This window comes from Polaribacter atrinae, assembly GCF_038023995.1.
GTDB lineage: Bacteria > Bacteroidota > Bacteroidia > Flavobacteriales > Flavobacteriaceae > Polaribacter > Polaribacter atrinae.
This window is the reverse complement of sequence record NZ_CP150660.1, coordinates 2,200,315-2,219,495: the sequence shown is the minus strand read 5'-3', so window position 1 is coordinate 2,219,495 and position 19,181 is coordinate 2,200,315. Positions and strand designations below refer to the sequence as shown.

Sequence of the window (19,181 nt, the reverse complement as noted above, 5' to 3'; positions counted from 1 at the left end):
ACAGACTATATTGCCTTTTAATTAAGACATTTAGCCCTATCTTGAAAGAAACATTCCTTAATTTATTAATAGTAGAAGATAACCCTTTTATAGGGAAGAATATATTGGATGCTGCTAAAGAGATTGACCGTTTAAAGGATATCTACATAACAAAATCTTTACAAGAGGCAATTTCTATTTTTAACAAAACTAATTTTGATTTAATAGTACTCGATTTAAAATTACCTGATGGAAATGGAATAGAGCTATTAAGAATACTACAAGAAAATAAAAAGGAAACTAAAGTTTTTGTTTTTTCTATAAGTACAGAGCTAAGAAAAACATGTTTTAAATACGGAGCGTTTGCTTTTTTTGATAAAGCAAAAGATTTTGATGAATTAATTGAAGCAATTAAGAACGCTTAAACATTCCGTTTACTTTTCTAAAAATATCCAATTCTAAAATTTTTATTGATTTTTAGGTAGTTTTTATGCAAACAAAAAGCTAAACATTAAGGGGGGTGTTTAGCTTTTTTATTAATATAATTGGGGAATATATATACTAATGTATCAGTAAGATAATTTTATGTTATACTATGAGTTTATTGATTATCAGTTGTATAGTTGTTTTTATACTACAAATATAGATAACATTGTAAGGTCATTCAATAGGTAATTTTCTTAATTTTTAAAATTAGACCAGAAAAGTTAATTTTTAATGAATATAGGGTATAAGAAATGATTTTAAGTTCTAATGTTTATAGATACTAAGTAGACTTTAAGTAAAAAAAGAAACCCCAACTTTAAGTTGGGGTTTCTTTTTTTTATGTTCTAACTTCAAATGTAATAGGTATGCTGTAGCTAACACCTACAGGGGTACCTCTTTGTTTCCCTGGAGTCATTGTAGGTAAAGCATTAATAATTTCTACAACCTCTTTTTCTAATCTAGGGTGTGGACCTCTTGCTTTTACATTTGCTATTTTACCTTGTTTGTTAATGGTAAAAATTACAAATAACTTTTTCTTACCTGGCTCTAAGCCTAATTCTGTTGCTAAATTAACATCAAATCTTCTACCAAAAAACTCTGTTACTTTTTTTGTAAAGCAGTCTTTTAAAGCTTTATTGTTTCCTTTACAACCTGGGTAAACAGGTACGTTTTCAATTAATATAAAAGGAATATCTTCTACCACTTCTTCTACTTCTTCAATCTCAACAATATCATCGGTGTTTACAACTATACCTACTGTTTCATCGGTTTCTGTAGATTCTATTACGGTTTCTTCAATTTCTTTTTCATCTTCTACAACCGTAATTTGCTCAACAATTGGTGGAGGCGTATTTTTTGGTGGTGGTTTTACTTCCTGCATCTCAATAATGGGAATGTCTTCCTTCATATCGTCTACCATGTTTGCTTGTCCTAAGCTTTTTAAATCATTCCTTTCGTATGTTTTATGCTCTATTAAAGTATAAGTAATAAATAAGGCTAATACTAACCCTATTTGTAAGAAAATTTTACTGTAGTTTTCTAACTGTTGTTTTGGGTTTTTTTTAATGTCCATTTTGAAATCCTTTAAAAATGTATAATTTTAACTTCGTTATTTAAAAATAGCTTTCTAGATTATCAAATTCTTATAAATTCGATTTTCTATTGTAAAATTAATAATATAAAGGGCTTTAAAATATGATTTTCATCATACTTTATCATGTACTTTTGTAGGGGTATTATTGTTCCAAAACGAAAGAATATCGGTAGCAACACTGGCTCCACTACCTGCAGCAATTGCAAATTGACTTCTGCAACCAGATATGGTACCACAACAATATAAACCATCTTTTATTAAATGGTTGTTATTTTTAAGTTGAATTCTATCTTTTGCAACATTAGCTCTTTGATGAGGTTCTATAAAAGATTCTAAACCTTCTATTGTAAAAGGTTTGGAGTAATTTAAAGCAAGAATTGCAATTTTAGTAAAATAAGTAGTTTGGTTGGTTGTTATCTCATACCCATTTTCTGTACTTAAAATAGATAGAACCTTTTCATTTTCTATTTGTTGTACATGTGGGTATAAGGTAGAGAGTTGTTTTCTTCCTTTAATTAAAATGTCATTACCTAAGGTGTTGGCAGGTATGCCTAATACATTATTAAATAATGCATTTTGTAAGTGAGATGTCCTTTGGTGGGTGATAATTCCAATAGTTTTACCAGTTGCAAAAGCTTTATTCTTTGCAGAACCTAAAACTAATGCACATTGCAACCCAGAAGCACCACCACCAATAATTAGAACATCAAAAATCATTTAAATAAATAGGACTTTAATATTTGCTGCAAATAATTTTACAGAAATAGCTAATAAAATTACACCAAATATCTTTCTAATTATTTGAATTCCAATAGGGCCAATCATTCGCTCTATTCTAGAAGAGGTCTTTAGTACAATATAAATTAAAATAATATTTGCTAAAACCGCAACTATAATATTTTCTAAATGAAACTCAGATCTTAAAGAAAGTAAGGTTGTTAAACTTCCTGGACCAGCAATTAAAGGGAAAGCCAATGGAAATACAGAAGCTGTAATTCCGCTTGCATCTTCATCACCGTCTTTATAAAGAGTAATTCCTAAAATCATTTCTAAGGCAATAAAAAAAAGTATAAAAGCACCTGCAACAGCAAATGAATGTACGTCTATACCAATTAGTTTTAATAAACTTTGTCCTAAAAACAAAAATACAATCATAATAACACCTGCAATAATAGCGGCTTTTTCAGACTGAATATGGCCTGCTTTTTTTCTTAGGTCTATAATAATAGGGATGTTACCAATAACATCAATAACTGCAAACAAAACCATAAATGCAGTAAAAGCCTCTTTGAAAATAAAATTCATAATTTTTATATAATTTTGTAAAATTAGATAACTTAGTTTAAGAAAACGCAAAGTTATAGAAAAAAATAACACTATTTTTGCGATATGTTTCAACTTGGAAAAACTATAGTTTCAGAAGATATTATCGAAAAAGATTTTGTTTGCAATTTATCTGCTTGTAAAGGTGCCTGCTGTGTAGATGGTGATGCCGGTGCTCCGTTAGAAAAAGAAGAAACAAAGATTTTAGAAAAAATATATCCTAAAGTAAAACCTTTTTTAAGAAAAGAGGGAATAGCTGTTATTGAAGAACAAGGTACTTGGGTTACCAGTGAATGGGGAGAATTAGAAACTCCTTTAATTAATGGTGCAGACTGTGCTTATGTTATTTTTGATGAGAAAAAGACAGCACTTTGTGCGATAGAAGAAGCGTATAACCAAGGAGAAATAGATTGGAAAAAACCAGTTTCTTGTCATTTATATCCTATTAGAATAAAAGATTACAGTGAGTTTTCTGCTGTAAATTATGATAAATGGGAAATTTGTGACGATGCTTGTTCTTTAGGAAAAGAATTGCAAGTGCCAGTTTACAAGTTTGTAAAGCAAGCTTTGGTTAGAAAGTTTGGACAAGAATGGTATGATGAATTAGAAATAATTGCCGCAAAACATTTAGAAAAGTAAGTAAAATATTTCATTAAAAATAAATAGACACTAAAGCATCAAAGAAATTTGATGCTTTTTTTATGGCATGCTAATTGTTTTAACAGAGTTTTAACATTTAAAAACTTTAGAATTATGAAAAACGCCAAAAAATCACCAACAAAACAATTAGAAAAATTCTCTAACATTTTTACTCAGTTAGGGTTGGTATTAGTACTCTTTATTGTTTTTATAACACTAGAGCACCAAACTGAAGAGAAAACAGTAGCTGTTTTTGAATCTGATAACAGTAAAGTAGTATATGTAGCGCCAGATACAGAGGTCTTATTTACAAAAGAACCTAAAGTTGTTCCTAAAGTAACAATGATAAAAGCATCACCTTTTATTGTTGATGAAGTAGTAAAAGGAAAAAACAATATTATAGAAACTGTTTTTGAAGATGTTAAAATAGAAAATCCTGTTTTAATTGATTTAGAGAGTGTTGTAGAGGTTAAAGTTAATGAGCCTTTTGTAGAAGATGTAGATTTTGTCAACATACAGAATGCACCCGTTTTTAAAGGATGTGAAAATTTATCTAAAGAAGAAAATAAAGTTTGTTTTGAGAAAAAAATGAAACAGTTTGTACAGCGTAATTTTGATGTGGAATTGGCAAATGAAATAGGTTTACGTGCAGGTGTGCATAAAATACATACGCAGTTTGTTATAGATGATAAAGGAGAGATTGTTGATGTTAAAATAAGAACTGCTTATAAAACTTTAGAGAAAGAAGCGTTAAGAGTTATTGAGAAATTGCCAAAATTTAAACCTGGGATACAAAATAGCAGAACAGTTAAAGTAAGATATAACTTACCCATTGCTTTTAGTTTACAGTAAAATAAAACCCAACCAAAAGGTTGGGTTTTATGTTGAAAACATTTTATTATTTATTATTTTAGCAAGATGAAAATCAATCAATATTTAGATGCTACTTACTTAAAAACAGCAAGTCAAGCCAATCTTACGGAAGAAGAAAATAAACAAAACGTTATTGATTTAATAGAGGAAGCTATTTTGTATGATTATAAGTTAATTATGATTCGTGCTAAATACATTCCTTTAGCTAAGGAAATGCTTCAAGAGGCAAATAAAAGTATTCTTATTGGAACTGTAATTGGTTTTCATGAAGGAACTTATACTACTCAAGAAAAATTAGAAGAAGCACAAGAAGCTATTAATTTAGGGGCAGATGAGTTAGACTTTGTTGTAAATTATCAAGCTTTTAAAAGAGGCGAAATAGATTTAGTTACCAATGAAATTACAAAGGGAATAGCCCTTGCTTTAGATAACAATAAAGTTGTAAAATGGATAATTGAAGTTGCTGCCTTATCAAGCAAAGAAATAATTGTAATTTCGCGCTTAATTAAAGAAATTGTTTTTACTGTTTTTGGAGAAGAAAAGGCAGATAAGGTTTTTGTAAAATCATCAACAGGTTTTTTTAAAACAGAAAATAATTTGCCTAATGGGGCAACCTTTGAAACGATGAAATTAATTGCAGAAAATGCAAAACCATTAAAAATAAAAGCGGCAGGTGGTGTAAGAGATTATGAAACTGCTGTAAAAATGGTTCATTTAGGAGTAGATAGAATAGGTACATCCTCTTCTAAAGAAATCGTTAATAAAGAACAAAACAGTAATTCAGGATACTAATTTTGATAGAATATTTTGCACATGAAACGGCTGTAATAGATAGCGATTGCAGCATAGGGAAAGATACCAAGGTTTGGCATTTTAGTCATATTATGTCTCATTGTGTTATTGGTGAGCAATGTAATATTGGGCAGAATGTAGTGGTTTCTCCAGAAGTAGTTTTGGGTAAAAACGTAAAAGTGCAAAATAACGTTTCTATTTATACAGGCGTAATTTGCGAAGACGATGTCTTTTTAGGTCCTTCTATGGTTTTTACAAATGTAATTAATCCACGAAGTGCCATCAAAAGAAAAAACGAATACCAACAAACTTTAGTAAAAAAAGGGGCAAGTATTGGTGCAAATGCAACCATTATTTGTGGTAATACTATTGGTGAATATGCCCTTATTGGGGCAGGAACAGTAGTAACAAAAGAAGTTTTACCTTTTGCGCTTGTAGTTGGTAATCCATCTAAACAAATTGGTTGGGTAAGTGAATACGGACATCGATTAGAGTTTAATAAAAACGGAATAGCAGTCTGTAAAGAAAGTAAAGAACAATATCAATTAAAAAATAATACCATTATAAAGTTATAGGATGATAAAAAAATACATATTTCTAGTTTTATTATTTCCCTCAATATATTTTGCACAAGAAGAAAAGTATCCTGTTTTTGATGCTTGTAAAGATGCCGAAATTCAATCTTTAAAAGATTGTTTCTATGCTCAAACAAGAGAGGTGTTTTTTGCCGAATTTAAAACACCGGCAATTGCAAAACAAGAAGGTTTTACAGGTACTGCTAATACTATTTTTGCAGTTACTGCAGAAGGTGAGTTTAAATTAATATATGTAAACACGCCTTTTGATGAAATTAGAGATGAAGTAAAAAGAGCTTTTAAAGCATTTACTAAAATCACGCCTGCTTGGTATAATGATCATGCCATAGAAATGAAATTCGAGCTTCCAATTAAATTTCCTTTAACGAATGATAGTGATGTTGTTGTAGACAATACTACGTTAGAAATTAAAAAAGAAAGTTTAATAGAGGTTGTAGCGAAAAAGAGAATTGCAGATTCTACTTTTTTAGAGCATAGTAGTAAATTAAACATACCTTTTACGCATAGAAGTTATGTAGATTATGAATTTGCGTTGCATAAAGCAAAAGGAACGCATACTGCATCTAAACCTTATACGTATAATGACATAAGCACGTATTATGACTTAACGAAGGAGAAAAAGAAGTTTTTAAAACCAGAAAAAGAAACTTGGCTAGGTAAAAAGGTATGGAATGAGCATTTAATACAAGTAAAAAAAGATGATTATTGGCTTACCGTAGATGTTTTGTTTGATGTTCAAATGGGAAAAGACAATTCTGATGTAGACTATACATTTAACAACTCTAGAATTGTAAATGTAAATGGAGAAATTGGAAACAACTTTTCATTTTCGACTACTTATGCAGAAAGTCAAGGTAGGTTTGCAGAATATGTAAATAGTTTTGTAACAAATAATGCAGCGAATGTAAGACCTAAAAACTCTGAAGGTTTGGTTCCTGGAAGAGGTAAAACAAAAGGATTTAAAGAGGATTCACACGATTACCCAGTTGCAGAAGGTTATTTGGCATATACACCAAATAAATACATGCAGTTTCAGTTTGGAAATGGTAAAAACTTTATAGGAGACGGATACAGGTCTTTTATTTTGTCTGACGTTTCTTCACCAACTACCTATTTAAAAATGAAATTAGATATTTGGAAAATACAATATACCAATATTTGGATGTGGAACACAGAGCCATCTTTAAGTTCAATTTCTGACCCTAATGAACATGCAAGAAAATATGTAGCGGCTCATTATTTGAGTGTTAACATTACAGATAAATTAAACTTAGGCTTTTTTGAATCGGCAATTTCTGCCGGAGAGAACGGAATGGATGCTGGTTTCTTAAATCCACTTATATTTTATAGGTCTTTAGAATTTAATAGAGGAGAAGATTCTGGGAATGCACTTATTGGCTTAACGGGTAAGTATAAGCTTAATGATAATGTTTCTTTATATTCTCAATTAGTAATTGATGAGTTTTCTGTAGGGAACTTTAGTGATATGAGCGATTGGAAACATAAATTTGCATATCAATTAGGTGTAAAATATTTTGATGCTTTTAAAGTAGAAAATTTATTTTTACAGTTAGAGTACAATCGTGCACGTCCTTATACGTTTGCACATAAATCACCAATATTAAATTACGGTAATTACAGTCAGCCTCTTGGGCATTTGTGGGGCGCTAACTTTTGGGAAGCAATTGCTATTGCTAGATATAAAAAAGATAGATGGAGCGGTAGTGCAAAAATCATCTTAGGTAAAAAAGGATTCGATTTAGAAGACCAGGCAATAAGTTATGGTGGCGATATTTATCAATCTTACGAAGATAGATTGTCAGATACGGGGATAGAAGTTGCGCAGGGTAATACTGCAAATGTTTTTATTGCAGACGTACAAGCCAATTATTTAATAAACCCTTCTACAAATACAAGTCTATTTGCGGGTTTATCATACAGAGATTTCTCTTCAGATTCAGTTTTAACAAGTTATCCTTCTGGTTCAAATATTTGGTTTTCAGTAGGTGTAAGAGCAGATTTGTTTAATTGGTATTTCGATTTTTAAAATTTAATATTTTTTTAAGAAAAACATAATAATTTATACATATATTTATCGTGTGATTTTTAATTAAGTCACACTTTTTCTTTTTCATAGCAATTTTCCCACTCAATTTATTGAGTGGGTTTTTTATTTATAGTTAAAACCTAACTAAAAGGGTGGTAAAGTCATAATTATCAAATATCTTTGCAAACTATTTTAAAAAATGGAATCAACAGTAATTACAGACAATAAAATATCTATGCAAGCTATAATTTCAGACTTTAAACAACTTACAAAAGTTGGTTTGTCATTAAGTGTTGTCTTTTCTTCCGTTGCCGGTTATTTATTAGCCATAGATGTTGTAAATTATTTTACACTTCTTTTATTAGCTATTGGAGGTTTTTTTATGGTTGGTGCATCAAATGCATTTAATCAAATAATAGAAAAAGACACAGATCTTATAATGAAACGTACGCAAAATAGACCTTTACCAACTGGTAGAATGTCTGTTAATGTTGCGCTTACAATTGCAATTTTATTTACCATTTTTGGGTTATCAATCTTATATAGTATAAATGCTAAAACAGCGTTGTTTGGCGCTATTTCAATATTTTTATATACAAGTGTTTACACACCTTTAAAATCAGTAACACCGTTGTCTGTTTTTGTAGGTGCCATTCCAGGAGCAATCCCTTTTATGTTAGGTTGGGTAGCAGCTACCAATCAATTTGGTATGGAAGCAGGTTTTTTATTTATGATTCAGTTTTTCTGGCAATTTCCACATTTTTGGGCTATTGGTTGGTTACAACATGAAGAGTATCAAAAAGCAGGTTTTAATATGCTGCCAATGGGGCAAAAAAATAAAGGAGCCGTTAAACAGATTATCTTTTACACAGTAATAATGATACTAGTATCAATTTCTCCTGTATTAAAATTATCTGGAGCATTTTATATTCACCCAATAACAGCTGTAATTGTTGCTTTGTTAGGAATATATATGTTGTATTTTGGTGTTAAGTTACATAAAAGCGAAGATAACATTGATGCAAGAAAACTTATGTTGTCTAGTGTTTTATATATTACAGTAGTGCAAATTGTATACGTAGTTGATAAATTTTTACATTAAGAATGATTAGAGAACAAACATTAGAACAAGAATTAGCGATTGCTAAGAAAAAATCTGCAAAACCTATGTTGTGGATTTCCATGATTAGTATGGTTATGTTTTTTGCAGGATTAACAAGTGCTTATGTAATAAGTATGGAAAGAGATGATTGGGTTACTTTTAATTTGCCGCAATCATTTTATATAAGTACAATATTAATTGTAACAAGTAGTATTACGCTTTTTTTCTCGCAAAAATTCTTAAAAAATGATAAAAGACAACTCTCTTTAGTGTTTGTTGTGATTACTTTATTGTTAGGAGTAGGGTTTGTTTGGCAACAATATGTAGGCTTTAATCAGTTAAAAAGTGTAGGGTTGTTTTTTACAGGACCAGAGAGTACTGTATCAACATCATTTATAATAGGTATTACATTTATGCACGTTTTACACCTGTTAGCAGGTCTTCTAGTGCTTTTGGTTGTTATTTATAATCATTTTAAATACAAATACAAATCAGACAATATGCTTGGGTTTGAACTAGGTGCAATCTTTTGGCATTTTGTAGATATACTATGGATTTATCTATTTTTCTTTTTCTATTTTATTAGGTGATGAAAAATAGTTATTTTTGGCAAACTAACTAAGAATTAATTAACAGAGATTATTATATGGAAGCAAATATTGCTATACCTACAGATGGTAAAGATACTTGGAGTGGTGGTGGACAAAAACCACTAGGAGCAAGTTATGGTAAAATGATGATGTGGTTTTTTATCGTTTCTGATGCTTTAACCTTTTCAGGGTTTTTAGCCGCTTACGGTTTAACACGATTTAAATTTATAGATTCTTGGCCAATTGCCGATGAAGTCTTTACTCACTTTCCTGGTTTACATGGTGTACATGCGCCAATGTATTATGTGGCGTTAATGACATTTATTCTTATTATTTCTTCTGTAACAATGGTTTTAGCCGTTGATGCAGGTCATCAAATGAAACAAAAAAGAGTAGCTTGGTATATGTTTGCTACTATTATTTTTGGAATTATTTTTATCGGTTCTCAGGCTTGGGAGTGGAAAAACTTTATCAATGGTACTTATGGTGCTGTAAAAACTACAGATGGTAGACTTTTACAATTTGTAAAAGATGGACATCAAATAGCTTTATCTGATATTGTTGTAGGTGAAAGAACAGACGGAAGAATTCAACACGAAAGAGAAAATGGATTGTGGTTTGAGAAAGAAGAGGCGATTGCTTCATATTCTATTGCTCAAATACAAGAAGCATACAAATCTAATTCAGATGTTTTAATTCGTTCTGAATTGATTGACCCAGCAACAAAACAAAAGATTATTCTTTCTAGAGAAGAAGGAATGGCGCAATTAGCCAAAACAAAAATGGTTGTTGAAGGGGCTAACCTAGAAGTTAATGAATATGGAAATACCATTTTTGCAGATTTCTTTTTCTTTATCACCGGTTTTCACGGATTTCACGTACTTTCTGGAATTATCATTAATATCATTATCTTCTTTAACGTAGTACTAGGTACTTATGAACGTAGAGGACATTATGAAATGGTAGAGAAAGTAGGATTATATTGGCACTTTGTAGATTTAGTTTGGGTATTTGTATTCACATTCTTCTACTTAGTTTAATTAAAAAGAGTACCTCTAGGTGCAACCTTGAGGTTTCGGTTAAAATTGTCATTCCAGCGAAAGCGGGAATCTAAAAAAATATCAAAATGGCACACGCACACGAATCAAACACAAAAAGAATCTGGGTAGTTTTAGTACTTTTAACAGTTATAACTACTGTTGAGGTTGTACTTGGTATTATAAAACCAGCATCTTTACACCTTACCAGTATTTTAGGTACAAGCCCTTTAAACTGGATATTTATCATTTTAACATTAGTTAAGGCTTATTACATTACTTGGGCATTTATGCATATGGAAGCAGAACATAAATGGTTAAGACGTTCTGTAGTTTGGACCTCTGTTTTCTTAATCTGTTATTTATTAACACTCCTCTTAATAGAAGGTAGTTATTTACATAGCGTTTTAGCACCACTTGTAAAATGGTAATTTAAAAATTAAAAAGGTGGTTTTAACCACCTTTTTTTATATAAAATATTGTTGTTTTTTTAAAGTCTAAAAACCTTTAAATATTTTTAATTATCCTAAAATTCATAAACTGAATGTATAGGGAATCATAAAAAAATACTTTACGCTCTTTGCGGTTAATTTATAATTTTTAACAATGATGAAACTTACTAAAAAAAGAGTCGTTTTATTTTTACTTTTTATTTTTCCGTTAATTTGTTTTTTAATTTTATCTACCGGAACAAATAATTTTACAAAACTACCTGTTGTTACTAGCAATGTGTTAGATGTTTCTACTTTAGATTCATCAAAAACATTTAACGGTAATATTTCTGTTGTTTGCTTTTTAGGAAACGATATGAATTCAAATAAAGGAGGTTTCTTTAATTTGAATGAGAAAATTTACAAGAAGTTTATAGAGTACAATCAATTTCAAATAATTGCTGTTTATCCTAAAGGAAAAGAAAGTGAAGTAGAGATCCTTAAAAAAGAGATCGGTGCTTTTACCGATATGGTAAAATGGAAGTTTATAGCAGGCTCTGAAGAGCAAATTACAGCATTACACGCTGGGTTTAATTCAGATGATGCATTGTCTAGCCTGTATACCTCTAATGTGTTTTTGATTGATAAAAATGGAGATTTAAGAGGGAGAGTGAGCGATCAAGATAGCGTAGACGGAAAATTATTTGGTTATAATATGAATTCTGTATCAGTGTTAAATGCAAAATTAAAAGATGATGTATTGGTACTTTATTACGAGTATTATGCAGCTTTTAAAGATAAAAATAAGAACAAAGCAGATAGAAAAGAAGTAGGGTTATGAACAAAAAGTATTCTTATATAGGTGTTTCATTTATTATTCTTTTATTCGGAATTTATGTTGTTAGAAATATAGACAGTAGAATAAATGACAATGATCTTGTTCAAGATGATAGATTGAATAAAGTAGATAAAAAAACAACAAGTACAAATGACTTGTACACATTTAATAAAGTTCCAGATTTTGAGTTTATAGATCAAAACGGTATTACTATCAGTAATAAAGATTATAAAGGAAAAGTGCATGTGGTTGAATTTTTCTTTTCTACTTGTCCAACCATTTGCCCTTTAATGAATAAAAAAATGGTAACAATTCAAAATAAGTTTTCTTCAAATACTGATTTTGGAATAGCTTCTTTTTCCATTACGCCAGATATCGACACACAAGAGGTTTTAAAAGAATATGCAAAAGCTAACCAAATTACTCATAAAAACTGGCACCTATTAACAGGTAAGAGTCAAGATGTAGTGTATGATTTAGCTAATAAAGGATTTAAATTATACGCAGGTAAAGGAGATGAAGATCATGGTGGTTTTGAGCATTCTGGCTTATTTGCATTGGTAGATAAAGAAGGTAACATTAGATCTAGAAAAGATGAATACGGTAACCCAATTATGTATTATAGGGCTTTAACAGAACAAGGTTTCTCTGATCAAGTAGTAGAATTAATAGAAGATATTAAAATTTTGTTGAATGAGTAATTTAGCACAAGAAAAAAAGTACAAGAAAATTATAACTGGTTTATCAATTGTAATTCCGTTAGCTGTTGCAGCTTTGTTTGGTGTTAATCTAAAAGATTTAGGCTTTAATGTAGAACCTTTAACATTTTTACCTCCAATTTATGCTTCTATTAATGGTTTAACAGCTGTTATTCTAATTGCTGCAGTAATTGCAATTAAAAAAGGAAATGTAAAATTACATGAGCAACTCAATACGGTAGCAATAGCATGTTCTCTTATTTTTCTATTGTTGTATATAGGATATCACATGAGCTCAAATTCTACATCTTTTGGTGGAGAAGGAGTTATAAAATACGTTTATTATTTTATTCTATTCACGCATATTGTTTTATCAATAATTGTAATTCCATTTGTACTCACAACCTATATGAGAGCAAAATTGGGTAATTTTCCACAACATAAAAAAATAGCCAAATTTACTTTTCCTTTATGGTTGTATGTTGCTGTTACTGGTGTAATTGTATATTTAATGATATCTCCTTATTATGTATAAAAAAAGAGTTTTAGTATTGTTTTTGTTGATGTTTTTTACATCAAAATTTTCATTTTCTCAATGTGCAATGTGTAAGGCTGTAGTAGAAAATGGAGATAGTTCTATGGCAGAAGGTATTAATAATGGAATAACCTATTTAATGGTATTTCCTTACCTTTTAGTGGGGCTTTTATTATTTGTAATTTACAGATATAAAAAGATAAATGAAAAATAGCAGCACATAAGTGTTTTATTTTGTAACAAATTTTACTTTTAGTCGTCTTATTTTTGACTTCAAAAGAAAAGTTCTTCTTTTGTGATTACAATTTATATTATATCAACTAAAAAATAATACGTTTTGAAAACTAAACTTATCCTTTTTGTAGCTTTTTTAACTACTATTGCTACTTTTTCTCAGAAACAATGGACACTTAAAGAATGTGTAGATCAAGCTTTAGAAAAAAATATTTCTATTCAACAAAATAAATTAAGCTTAGAGTTAGCAAAAAAAGATGTTGCTATTGCTAAGGGAAATTTTTTACCAAACTTAAACCTTTCTACTGGTGGAAGATTTAATGCTGGTTTATCTTCAGATGAAAATGGAGTATTAAAAAACACAAACAATTTCTCGTCTAGTTTAAGTTTATCTGGTGGCGGAATTATTTTTAATGGTTTTAGAAATACTAATACTTACAAACAAGCTCAGTTAGGTGTTGCATCTAGTTTATTAGATTTAAAGAAAATTGAAAATGATATTTCTTTATTTGTAGTAAATGGATATTTAAATATATTATTTGCTAAAGAAAATTTAAATGCTGTTAAAGTTCAATATGAAATTAGTAAAAAACAAATTGAAGCTGCAGAAAGTAGATTTAATTCTGGTGTAATTGCTAAAGGAGAACTTTTAAACACACAGTCTACAGCTGCTACAGATTTACAAAATGTTATTGCACAAGAAAATGCTTTAGACTTGGCGTTGTTAAACTTAGCACAGCTATTACAAGTTCCTGTTCAAAATTTTGATATTGCTTCTATAGATGTAGGTACACCAACATCAACTTTATTGTTTAAAAACTCTGATGATGTATATCAAAAATCATTAGAAGAAATGCCAGAAATAGAAAGAGCTAAATTGGCTATTGAAAATGCAGATTTAAATATTGATATTTCTAAAGGGGCATTTTTACCTACTTTATCATATTCTTTAAGTTCTGGTAATTCTTATTACCATCAATTTAACAACCTATTACCAAACCAAACCAACTCTTCTTTTTTCGCTCAGTTTGAAGACAGATTACAACACGGATTGGGTATTTCTCTTAGTATTCCTATTTTTAATAGATTCCAAACTAAAAATAGTGTGGCTAAGTCTATCATTAATAAAGAAATTTCTGAAACTCAGTTAGAGAGTGAGAAATTAAATTTAAAGCAAACCATAGAACAATCCTTTTTAGATGTTAAGTCTGCTTTAAAAACCTTTGAAGCTTCTAATATTTCTTTAGATGCACAAAAAGAAGCTTTTAAAAATGCACAAGAACGTTACAATTACGGAACCATTACTTTGTTTGATTTTGATCAAGTGAGAACACGTTTGGTAAATGCAGAAGCAACCATGATTCGTTCTAAATACGATTATGTTTTTAAAACAAAAGTATTGCAATTTTATTCTGGAGAATTAATTCTAGAATAAATAAAATAAAGATTACTTATGAAGCCTCGCAGATTTGCGAGGTTTTCTTTTTTCTATAACTTATATTTGCATAAAAATAGAACAATTGACAATTATCCTTAACATAGAAACCGCAACCAAGAACTGCTCTGTAAGTATTGCAAAAGACGGAGTCGTTTTAGTTATTAAAGAATTAAATAACGGCAATTATTCGCACGCAGAAGTATTGCATCCTTTTATTTTAGATGTTTTACAAGAAGCAAAAGTAACTACAGAAGAAATAGACGCTGTAGCTGTTAGTAAAGGTCCTGGTTCTTATACGGGTTTAAGAATAGGCGTTTCTGCCGCAAAAGGGCTTTGTTTTGCTTTTGATAAGCCATTAATCTCAATTAAAACATTAGAATCTTTAGCACATGCTGTTTCTGTAGATAAAGGTGTTATTATACCTATGCTAGATGCTAGAAGAATGGAAGTCTATGCAGCTGTTTATGATGAGAATTATAAACAGATTAGAGATATAAAGGCAGAAATTATAGACGAAAACTCTTTTTCTGAATACTTAGAAACAAATACCGTTTATTTTTTAGGTGATGGAGCTCATAAATGTAAAGAGGTAATTACGCATAAAAATGCTGTTTTTGTCGATAATAAGTTTCCTTCTGCCAAAGAAATGGCACAATTATCTTTTGATAAGTACAAAAAAAACGACATCGAAGATGTCGCTTATTTTGAACCTTTTTATTTAAAGGACTTTGTTGTAATTCCAGAAAAGAAAAAGAAACCTACTTTTTAAACTATTATTCGTTTTTATTGATGTTTACTCTGTGTGGATAAGGAATATCAATTCCTGCTTCATCTAGTGCCTCTTTTACTTGTTCCATAACTTCAAACTTAACTGTCCAATAGTCTTCTTTTTTAACCCAACCTCTGGTAAAGAAATTGATAGAACTGTCCCCTAATTCAGATAAATTAACTGCAGCAGCAGGAGTTTTTAAAATTAATGGATGGTTGTTTAGAATGCCATAAAGAAGATCTTTTGTTTTCTTAATATCAGAATCATAACCAACTCCAAAAGTAAAATCTACACGACGAGTATCTTCTGTGCTATAGTTAACAATATTACCATTAGATAAAGTTCCATTAGGAATTATAATTTCTTTATTGTCTGTTGTATTTAATTTAGTTGTAAAAATTTCAATTTGTTTTACAGTTCCGCTTTCACCTTGTGCTTCTATAAAATCACCTAGTTTAAAAGGTTTAAAAATCATAATTAAAACACCACCTGCAAAATTAGCAAGAGATCCTTGTAGTGCTAAACCTACAGCTAAACCAGCAGCTGCTATAATTGCTGCAAAAGAGGTTGTTTCTACTCCTAGTTTAGAAATAACCATTATAATTAATAATATTTTTAGTGCCCAACCAATTAAGTTACTTAAAAAAGTTTGAAGCGTAGCGTCTAAACCACCTTTATTCATTGCTTTTTTAGCGCCTTTAACCAACAGTTTTATAACAAATAAACCAATAATTAGAATTGCTAACGCTACTAAAACTTTTGGAGTATACTCAATTATTAACCCTTTTAAATATTCAAGATATTTATCCATTTTTTTTGTTTTTTTATAAATTAAATGCAAAAATAAAGGTTTCTTATTGAAGAACGAAAAGTTTAACTGTTATATTAAAAGGATATTATTTTTTATGATTTGTATTTTATCTATAAAAAAGCTTCTTAATGATACATTAAATTACCTTTAAAAGAGGTTGATTTTAACTTAGTAGCTTCGTAATTTTTAGATTTTCTCTAAACTCACTAATTACATTATCATTAACCATAACATTTTATGATTGTAAAAAACAGGTTTTATGTTTTTACTGATTTAGGGGGTGTTTATTGCTTTTCTAGTCACTTCTTCGCAACTCTTTTGAGAGTTTGTAAGTACTTAAATCATCTTTATGATTGCCATAGTTTTGTTTTTCATAGAGTTAAAATAATGAGATCAAATTTATTACAAAATCCCAATGTTAATTTAATGTTACTAAAGTGTTGCTTAATTGTAACTTATTTACTATATTTGTGTATCTAATGTTAACAATTAAATATATACTGATGAAAAAAATACTAACACTTATTGCTCTTTGCATAGCAACAATAGGATATTCTCAAGATAAAGAAACAACATATACCATAGAAGGAGATTTAGTGAAGGCTACTTACTATTATGAAGATGGGTCTATAAGTACAGAAGGTTACTTTAAGGATAAAAAATTAACTGGTCAATGGACGCGTTTTGATAAAGAAGGAAATAAAACTCAAATTGCTAAGTATAAAGATGGCAAAAAAGTAGGTAAGTGGTTTGTTTGGAATCAAGAGGTTTTAAAAGAAATCAGTTATGATAACAATGCAATAGTTAGCGTAAACTTATGGAAGCATGAATCTAGATTAGCTTCTAATAAATAAGAAACCTATTTTTTAAGCTAGTTAATTAGCTAAAAAGACCTCCAGAAAAATTGTTTTTTTGGAGGTCTTTTTATGTACAATTTTATTTTTCTGATCTTGATATGATACATTTTGAGTTTAATCAATATTAGTTCTAAAATATATTCTTGGTTTATTTAAGGTTCATTTCTAATAAAAATACTCTGATGTATAAATAATGTATCTCTATTGTTTTAAGCGGTTAAATACTATGTAATAATTTACTTAACAGTTGTATGGAAGTGATTAGATAAAAGAGTTATTATTCCTTATTATATTAATTCACTTTGTTAGTAATAGTATTTGCTTAACAAATAATGTAAGAAGAAGATCTGCTTGTAAAGCTAGATTAATAGAAGTAGCTGCTTTGATTATTTTTTTACTGATAGTATTACTTTATCTTGATAAGTAATATAAAACTTTAGGGCATAAAAAAAACGTTTAAAGATCTTCTTTAAACGTTTTTTTTAATAGTGTATTTCTAAATTACTCTACAATTAAAGTAAAAGGAATACTATATTTTACACCTACTGGTTTACCTCTTTGTTTTCCTGGTTTCATTTTAGGTAATTGTTTCATTACGCTAATAACTTCACTTTTAATTTTTGGGTGTGGAGCTCTTGCATTAACATCAACAATGTTACCGTTTTTATCAATTTTAAAACCGATAAATACTCTTTTTCTACCAGAAGATAATCCTAATTCATTTGGTAAGTTTGCATCAAATTTTCTGGAGAAGTGCTTTTGTACCATTTTACTAAAACAAGCTTTTAACTCGTTTTTACTTCCTTTACATCCAGGAAATACAGGTACATCTTCAATAATCATAAAACTTACGTCCTCTACAACTTCTTCAACTTCTTGAATTTCTACAATTTCTTCAACTTCTACAGCTTCTGTTTCATCTGTTTCAGTAGATTCAATTACAGTTTCTTCAACTTCCTTCTCATCTTCTACAATTTCTATCTTTTCTGGAGCTGGTGGTGGTGGAGTTTTAGGTTTAATAGGTTCTATTTTCTCAGTAATTACTGTTTCTTCTTCCATATCAGCATTCATACTTACTGTACCTAAATCACCAATAACTTTATCATAAGTTTTGTTTTCTATAGCTGCGTAAGTTACAAATAGTGCTAAAACCAAACCTATTTGCATAAAAATTTTACTGTAATTTTCTAAATTTGACTTCGGGTTTTTTTTAATTTCCATTGTAAAGAGTTTTTAATAGTTCGCTAATTTAATTAAATTATTGGTTTATATACAAGTCTTAGTATGAATTAACTGTAATTTTTTTCAAAATTTGATTAAAAACAATAAATCCTAAGATGATACCTACCGTATTTGCTAATGCATCTTTGTAATCTCCTGTTCTATATGTAGTTAATGTTTGTTGTGAAACTTCAATAATTATGCCAAAAAGAATACAACAAATAATAATAACATATTTTAGAGATGGTTTTCTATAAAAAGAGAATAACCACGTTATAGAAAGTGTAAAGTAAGCAATAAAATGATATATTTTATCAACGTTATTGATTCCTGTTTCTATCTTAGGCATTCTCCTTAAACTCAAATATGCAATCGAAATTGTTATTAGTATTGCAATGATATAAAGATTATCCTTCAATAAGCTCTTTATACGCTGCTGCATCTAATAAGTCATTTATTTGTGAACTATCTGATATTTTAATTTTAATCATCCAACCTTTACCGTAAGGATCTGCATTAACAAGCTCTGGTTCGTCTTCTAAATCTTCATTAAATTCTATTACTTCACCTGTTAAAGGCATAAATAAATCAGAAACGGTTTTAACAGCTTCTACAGATCCAAAAACCTCTCCTTCTTCTACAGTATCATCTAAAGTGTCTACATCTACATAAACGATGTCTCCTAACTCTCCTTGTGCAAATTCTGTAATACCTACAGTTGCTACTTCTCCTTCAATTTTAATCCACTCGTGGTCTTTGGTGTACTTTAATTCTGATGGTAAATTCATTCTT

The 19,181-nt window shown here is 29.4% G+C and carries 24 protein-coding genes; 17 read left to right on the top strand and 7 right to left on the bottom strand.

Going from position 1 to position 19,181, the window contains the following annotated elements; all coding sequences use genetic code 11:
- The first annotated feature begins 41 nt into the window (after nt 1–41).
- Complete coding sequence (locus WG945_RS09695) at nt 42–404, top strand: response regulator (RefSeq protein WP_068447431.1); 363 nt, start codon at nt 42–44, stop codon at nt 402–404.
- A 398-nt stretch (nt 405–802) separates the two neighbouring features.
- Here the strand turns inward: WG945_RS09695 and WG945_RS09690 are convergent, their stop codons facing one another.
- From WG945_RS09690 to WG945_RS09680, 3 genes are all read right to left on the bottom strand, one after another.
- Nucleotides 803–1,537, bottom strand: a complete 735-nt coding sequence (locus WG945_RS09690) for an energy transducer TonB (protein ID WP_068447429.1) — start codon at nt 1,535–1,537, stop codon at nt 803–805.
- Nucleotides 1,538–1,669: 132 nt separating this feature from the next.
- Nucleotides 1,670–2,275: an NAD(P)/FAD-dependent oxidoreductase gene (locus WG945_RS09685; RefSeq protein WP_068447427.1), complete on the bottom strand. Its 606-nt coding sequence runs from the start codon at nt 2,273–2,275 to the stop codon at nt 1,670–1,672.
- Nucleotides 2,276–2,863, bottom strand: coding sequence for a MarC family protein (locus WG945_RS09680; RefSeq protein WP_068447481.1), 588 nt, complete (start codon nt 2,861–2,863; stop codon nt 2,276–2,278).
- Nucleotides 2,864–2,947: 84 nt separating this feature from the next.
- Here WG945_RS09680 and WG945_RS09675 point away from each other — a divergent pair, with 84 nt between their 5' ends.
- The 15 genes from WG945_RS09675 (at nt 2,948) to tsaB (ending at nt 15,500) form a co-directional block, all read left to right on the top strand.
- Complete coding sequence (locus tag WG945_RS09675; RefSeq protein WP_068447425.1) at nt 2,948–3,520, top strand: DUF3109 family protein; 573 nt, start codon at nt 2,948–2,950, stop codon at nt 3,518–3,520.
- Between the two features lie 114 nt (nt 3,521–3,634).
- Nucleotides 3,635–4,372 carry an energy transducer TonB gene (locus WG945_RS09670; protein ID WP_068447423.1) on the top strand — a complete coding sequence of 246 codons (738 nt, stop codon included), beginning with the start codon at nt 3,635–3,637 and terminating at the stop codon, nt 4,370–4,372.
- Nucleotides 4,373–4,438: 66 nt separating this feature from the next.
- Nucleotides 4,439–5,185 carry a deoxyribose-phosphate aldolase gene (deoC, locus tag WG945_RS09665; protein WP_068447421.1) on the top strand — a complete coding sequence of 249 codons (747 nt, stop codon included), beginning with the start codon at nt 4,439–4,441 and terminating at the stop codon, nt 5,183–5,185.
- Between the two features lie 2 nt (nt 5,186–5,187).
- Nucleotides 5,188–5,760, top strand: a complete 573-nt coding sequence (locus WG945_RS09660) for an acyltransferase (RefSeq protein ID WP_282071030.1) — start codon at nt 5,188–5,190, stop codon at nt 5,758–5,760.
- Nucleotide 5,761: 1 nt separating this feature from the next.
- On the top strand, nt 5,762–7,828 hold the full coding sequence (locus WG945_RS09655; protein ID WP_068447419.1) for a hypothetical protein: 2,067 nt from the start codon (nt 5,762–5,764) through the stop codon (nt 7,826–7,828).
- A gap of 199 nt (nt 7,829–8,027) precedes the next feature.
- Nucleotides 8,028–8,930, top strand: a complete 903-nt coding sequence (gene cyoE, locus WG945_RS09650) for a heme o synthase (protein ID WP_068447417.1) — start codon at nt 8,028–8,030, stop codon at nt 8,928–8,930.
- A gap of 2 nt (nt 8,931–8,932) precedes the next feature.
- Entirely contained in the window at nt 8,933–9,520 is a 588-nt protein-coding gene (locus WG945_RS09645) for a cytochrome c oxidase subunit 3 (RefSeq protein WP_197482026.1), read from the top strand.
- Between the two features lie 56 nt (nt 9,521–9,576).
- On the top strand, nt 9,577–10,560 hold the full coding sequence (locus WG945_RS09640) for a cytochrome c oxidase subunit 3 (RefSeq protein ID WP_068447415.1): 984 nt from the start codon (nt 9,577–9,579) through the stop codon (nt 10,558–10,560).
- Nucleotides 10,561–10,646: 86 nt separating this feature from the next.
- Nucleotides 10,647–10,988: a cytochrome C oxidase subunit IV family protein gene (locus WG945_RS09635; protein WP_068447413.1), complete on the top strand. Its 342-nt coding sequence runs from the start codon at nt 10,647–10,649 to the stop codon at nt 10,986–10,988.
- Between the two features lie 175 nt (nt 10,989–11,163).
- Nucleotides 11,164–11,829, top strand: a complete 666-nt coding sequence (locus WG945_RS09630; protein WP_068447411.1) for a hypothetical protein — start codon at nt 11,164–11,166, stop codon at nt 11,827–11,829.
- Nucleotides 11,826–12,527, top strand: a complete 702-nt coding sequence (locus tag WG945_RS09625; RefSeq protein WP_068447409.1) for an SCO family protein — start codon at nt 11,826–11,828, stop codon at nt 12,525–12,527. The genes WG945_RS09630 and WG945_RS09625 overlap by 4 nt, the downstream gene beginning before the upstream one ends.
- A complete protein-coding gene (locus WG945_RS09620) occupies nt 12,520–13,059 on the top strand; it encodes a DUF420 domain-containing protein (protein WP_068447406.1) in 540 nt (179 codons plus the stop codon). The genes WG945_RS09625 and WG945_RS09620 overlap by 8 nt, the downstream gene beginning before the upstream one ends.
- On the top strand, nt 13,052–13,273 hold the full coding sequence (locus WG945_RS09615) for a hypothetical protein (RefSeq protein WP_068447404.1): 222 nt from the start codon (nt 13,052–13,054) through the stop codon (nt 13,271–13,273). Before WG945_RS09620 ends, WG945_RS09615 begins: the two co-directional genes overlap by 8 nt.
- Before the next feature lie 123 nt (nt 13,274–13,396).
- Complete coding sequence (locus WG945_RS09610; protein ID WP_068447402.1) at nt 13,397–14,728, top strand: TolC family protein; 1,332 nt, start codon at nt 13,397–13,399, stop codon at nt 14,726–14,728.
- An 85-nt stretch (nt 14,729–14,813) separates the two neighbouring features.
- A complete protein-coding gene (tsaB, locus tag WG945_RS09605) occupies nt 14,814–15,500 on the top strand; it encodes a tRNA (adenosine(37)-N6)-threonylcarbamoyltransferase complex dimerization subunit type 1 TsaB (protein ID WP_068447400.1) in 687 nt (228 codons plus the stop codon).
- Nucleotides 15,501–15,504: 4 nt separating this feature from the next.
- Here tsaB and WG945_RS09600 read toward each other — a convergent pair whose 3' ends face one another.
- Nucleotides 15,505–16,311, bottom strand: a complete 807-nt coding sequence (locus tag WG945_RS09600) for a mechanosensitive ion channel family protein (protein WP_068447397.1) — start codon at nt 16,309–16,311, stop codon at nt 15,505–15,507.
- A gap of 503 nt (nt 16,312–16,814) precedes the next feature.
- Here WG945_RS09600 and WG945_RS09595 point away from each other — a divergent pair.
- Entirely contained in the window at nt 16,815–17,165 is a 351-nt protein-coding gene (locus tag WG945_RS09595) for a toxin-antitoxin system YwqK family antitoxin (protein ID WP_068447395.1), read from the top strand.
- 504 nt (nt 17,166–17,669) lie between these two features.
- On the opposite strand, the gene WG945_RS09590 is transcribed toward WG945_RS09595, so the two are convergent.
- Genes WG945_RS09590 through gcvH form a run of 3 tightly spaced genes read right to left on the bottom strand, consistent with a single transcriptional unit; the run spans nt 17,670 to nt 19,177 of the window.
- Nucleotides 17,670–18,389, bottom strand: coding sequence for an energy transducer TonB (locus WG945_RS09590; RefSeq protein WP_068447394.1), 720 nt, complete (start codon nt 18,387–18,389; stop codon nt 17,670–17,672).
- A 58-nt stretch (nt 18,390–18,447) separates the two neighbouring features.
- Nucleotides 18,448–18,738 (bottom strand): VanZ family protein, encoded by a 291-nt coding sequence (locus tag WG945_RS09585; protein WP_231874467.1) that lies wholly within the window; start codon nt 18,736–18,738, stop codon nt 18,448–18,450.
- 58 nt (nt 18,739–18,796) lie between these two features.
- On the bottom strand, nt 18,797–19,177 hold the full coding sequence (gene gcvH / locus WG945_RS09580) for a glycine cleavage system protein GcvH (RefSeq protein WP_068447391.1): 381 nt from the start codon (nt 19,175–19,177) through the stop codon (nt 18,797–18,799).
- Nucleotides 19,178–19,181 lie beyond the last annotated feature (4 nt).

Bases quoted from the DNA above. Each gene is read 5' to 3' on its own strand.
- WG945_RS09635 (WP_068447413.1), top strand. From the start codon at position 10,647: ATGGCACACGCACACGAATCAAACACAAAAAGAATCTGGGTAGTTTTA.
- gcvH (WP_068447391.1), bottom strand. From the start codon at position 19,177: ATGAATTTACCATCAGAATTAAAGTACACCAAAGACCACGAGTGGATT.
- WG945_RS09630 (WP_068447411.1), top strand. From the start codon at position 11,164: ATGATGAAACTTACTAAAAAAAGAGTCGTTTTATTTTTACTTTTTATT.
- WG945_RS09590 (WP_068447394.1), bottom strand. From the start codon at position 18,389: ATGGAAATTAAAAAAAACCCGAAGTCAAATTTAGAAAATTACAGTAAA.
- WG945_RS09620 (WP_068447406.1), top strand. From the start codon at position 12,520: ATGAGTAATTTAGCACAAGAAAAAAAGTACAAGAAAATTATAACTGGT.
- WG945_RS09585 (WP_231874467.1), bottom strand. From the start codon at position 18,738: ATGCCTAAGATAGAAACAGGAATCAATAACGTTGATAAAATATATCAT.
- WG945_RS09690 (WP_068447429.1), bottom strand. From the start codon at position 1,537: ATGGACATTAAAAAAAACCCAAAACAACAGTTAGAAAACTACAGTAAA.
- WG945_RS09670 (WP_068447423.1), top strand. From the start codon at position 3,635: ATGAAAAACGCCAAAAAATCACCAACAAAACAATTAGAAAAATTCTCT.
- WG945_RS09640 (WP_068447415.1), top strand. From the start codon at position 9,577: ATGGAAGCAAATATTGCTATACCTACAGATGGTAAAGATACTTGGAGT.
- WG945_RS09600 (WP_068447397.1), bottom strand. From the start codon at position 16,311: ATGGATAAATATCTTGAATATTTAAAAGGGTTAATAATTGAGTATACT.
- WG945_RS09685 (WP_068447427.1), bottom strand. From the start codon at position 2,275: ATGATTTTTGATGTTCTAATTATTGGTGGTGGTGCTTCTGGGTTGCAA.
- WG945_RS09615 (WP_068447404.1), top strand. From the start codon at position 13,052: ATGTATAAAAAAAGAGTTTTAGTATTGTTTTTGTTGATGTTTTTTACA.
- deoC (WP_068447421.1), top strand. From the start codon at position 4,439: ATGAAAATCAATCAATATTTAGATGCTACTTACTTAAAAACAGCAAGT.
- WG945_RS09655 (WP_068447419.1), top strand. From the start codon at position 5,762: ATGATAAAAAAATACATATTTCTAGTTTTATTATTTCCCTCAATATAT.
- cyoE (WP_068447417.1), top strand. From the start codon at position 8,028: ATGGAATCAACAGTAATTACAGACAATAAAATATCTATGCAAGCTATA.
- WG945_RS09595 (WP_068447395.1), top strand. From the start codon at position 16,815: ATGAAAAAAATACTAACACTTATTGCTCTTTGCATAGCAACAATAGGA.
- WG945_RS09625 (WP_068447409.1), top strand. From the start codon at position 11,826: ATGAACAAAAAGTATTCTTATATAGGTGTTTCATTTATTATTCTTTTA.
- WG945_RS09680 (WP_068447481.1), bottom strand. From the start codon at position 2,863: ATGAATTTTATTTTCAAAGAGGCTTTTACTGCATTTATGGTTTTGTTT.
- WG945_RS09645 (WP_197482026.1), top strand. From the start codon at position 8,933: ATGATTAGAGAACAAACATTAGAACAAGAATTAGCGATTGCTAAGAAA.
- WG945_RS09675 (WP_068447425.1), top strand. From the start codon at position 2,948: ATGTTTCAACTTGGAAAAACTATAGTTTCAGAAGATATTATCGAAAAA.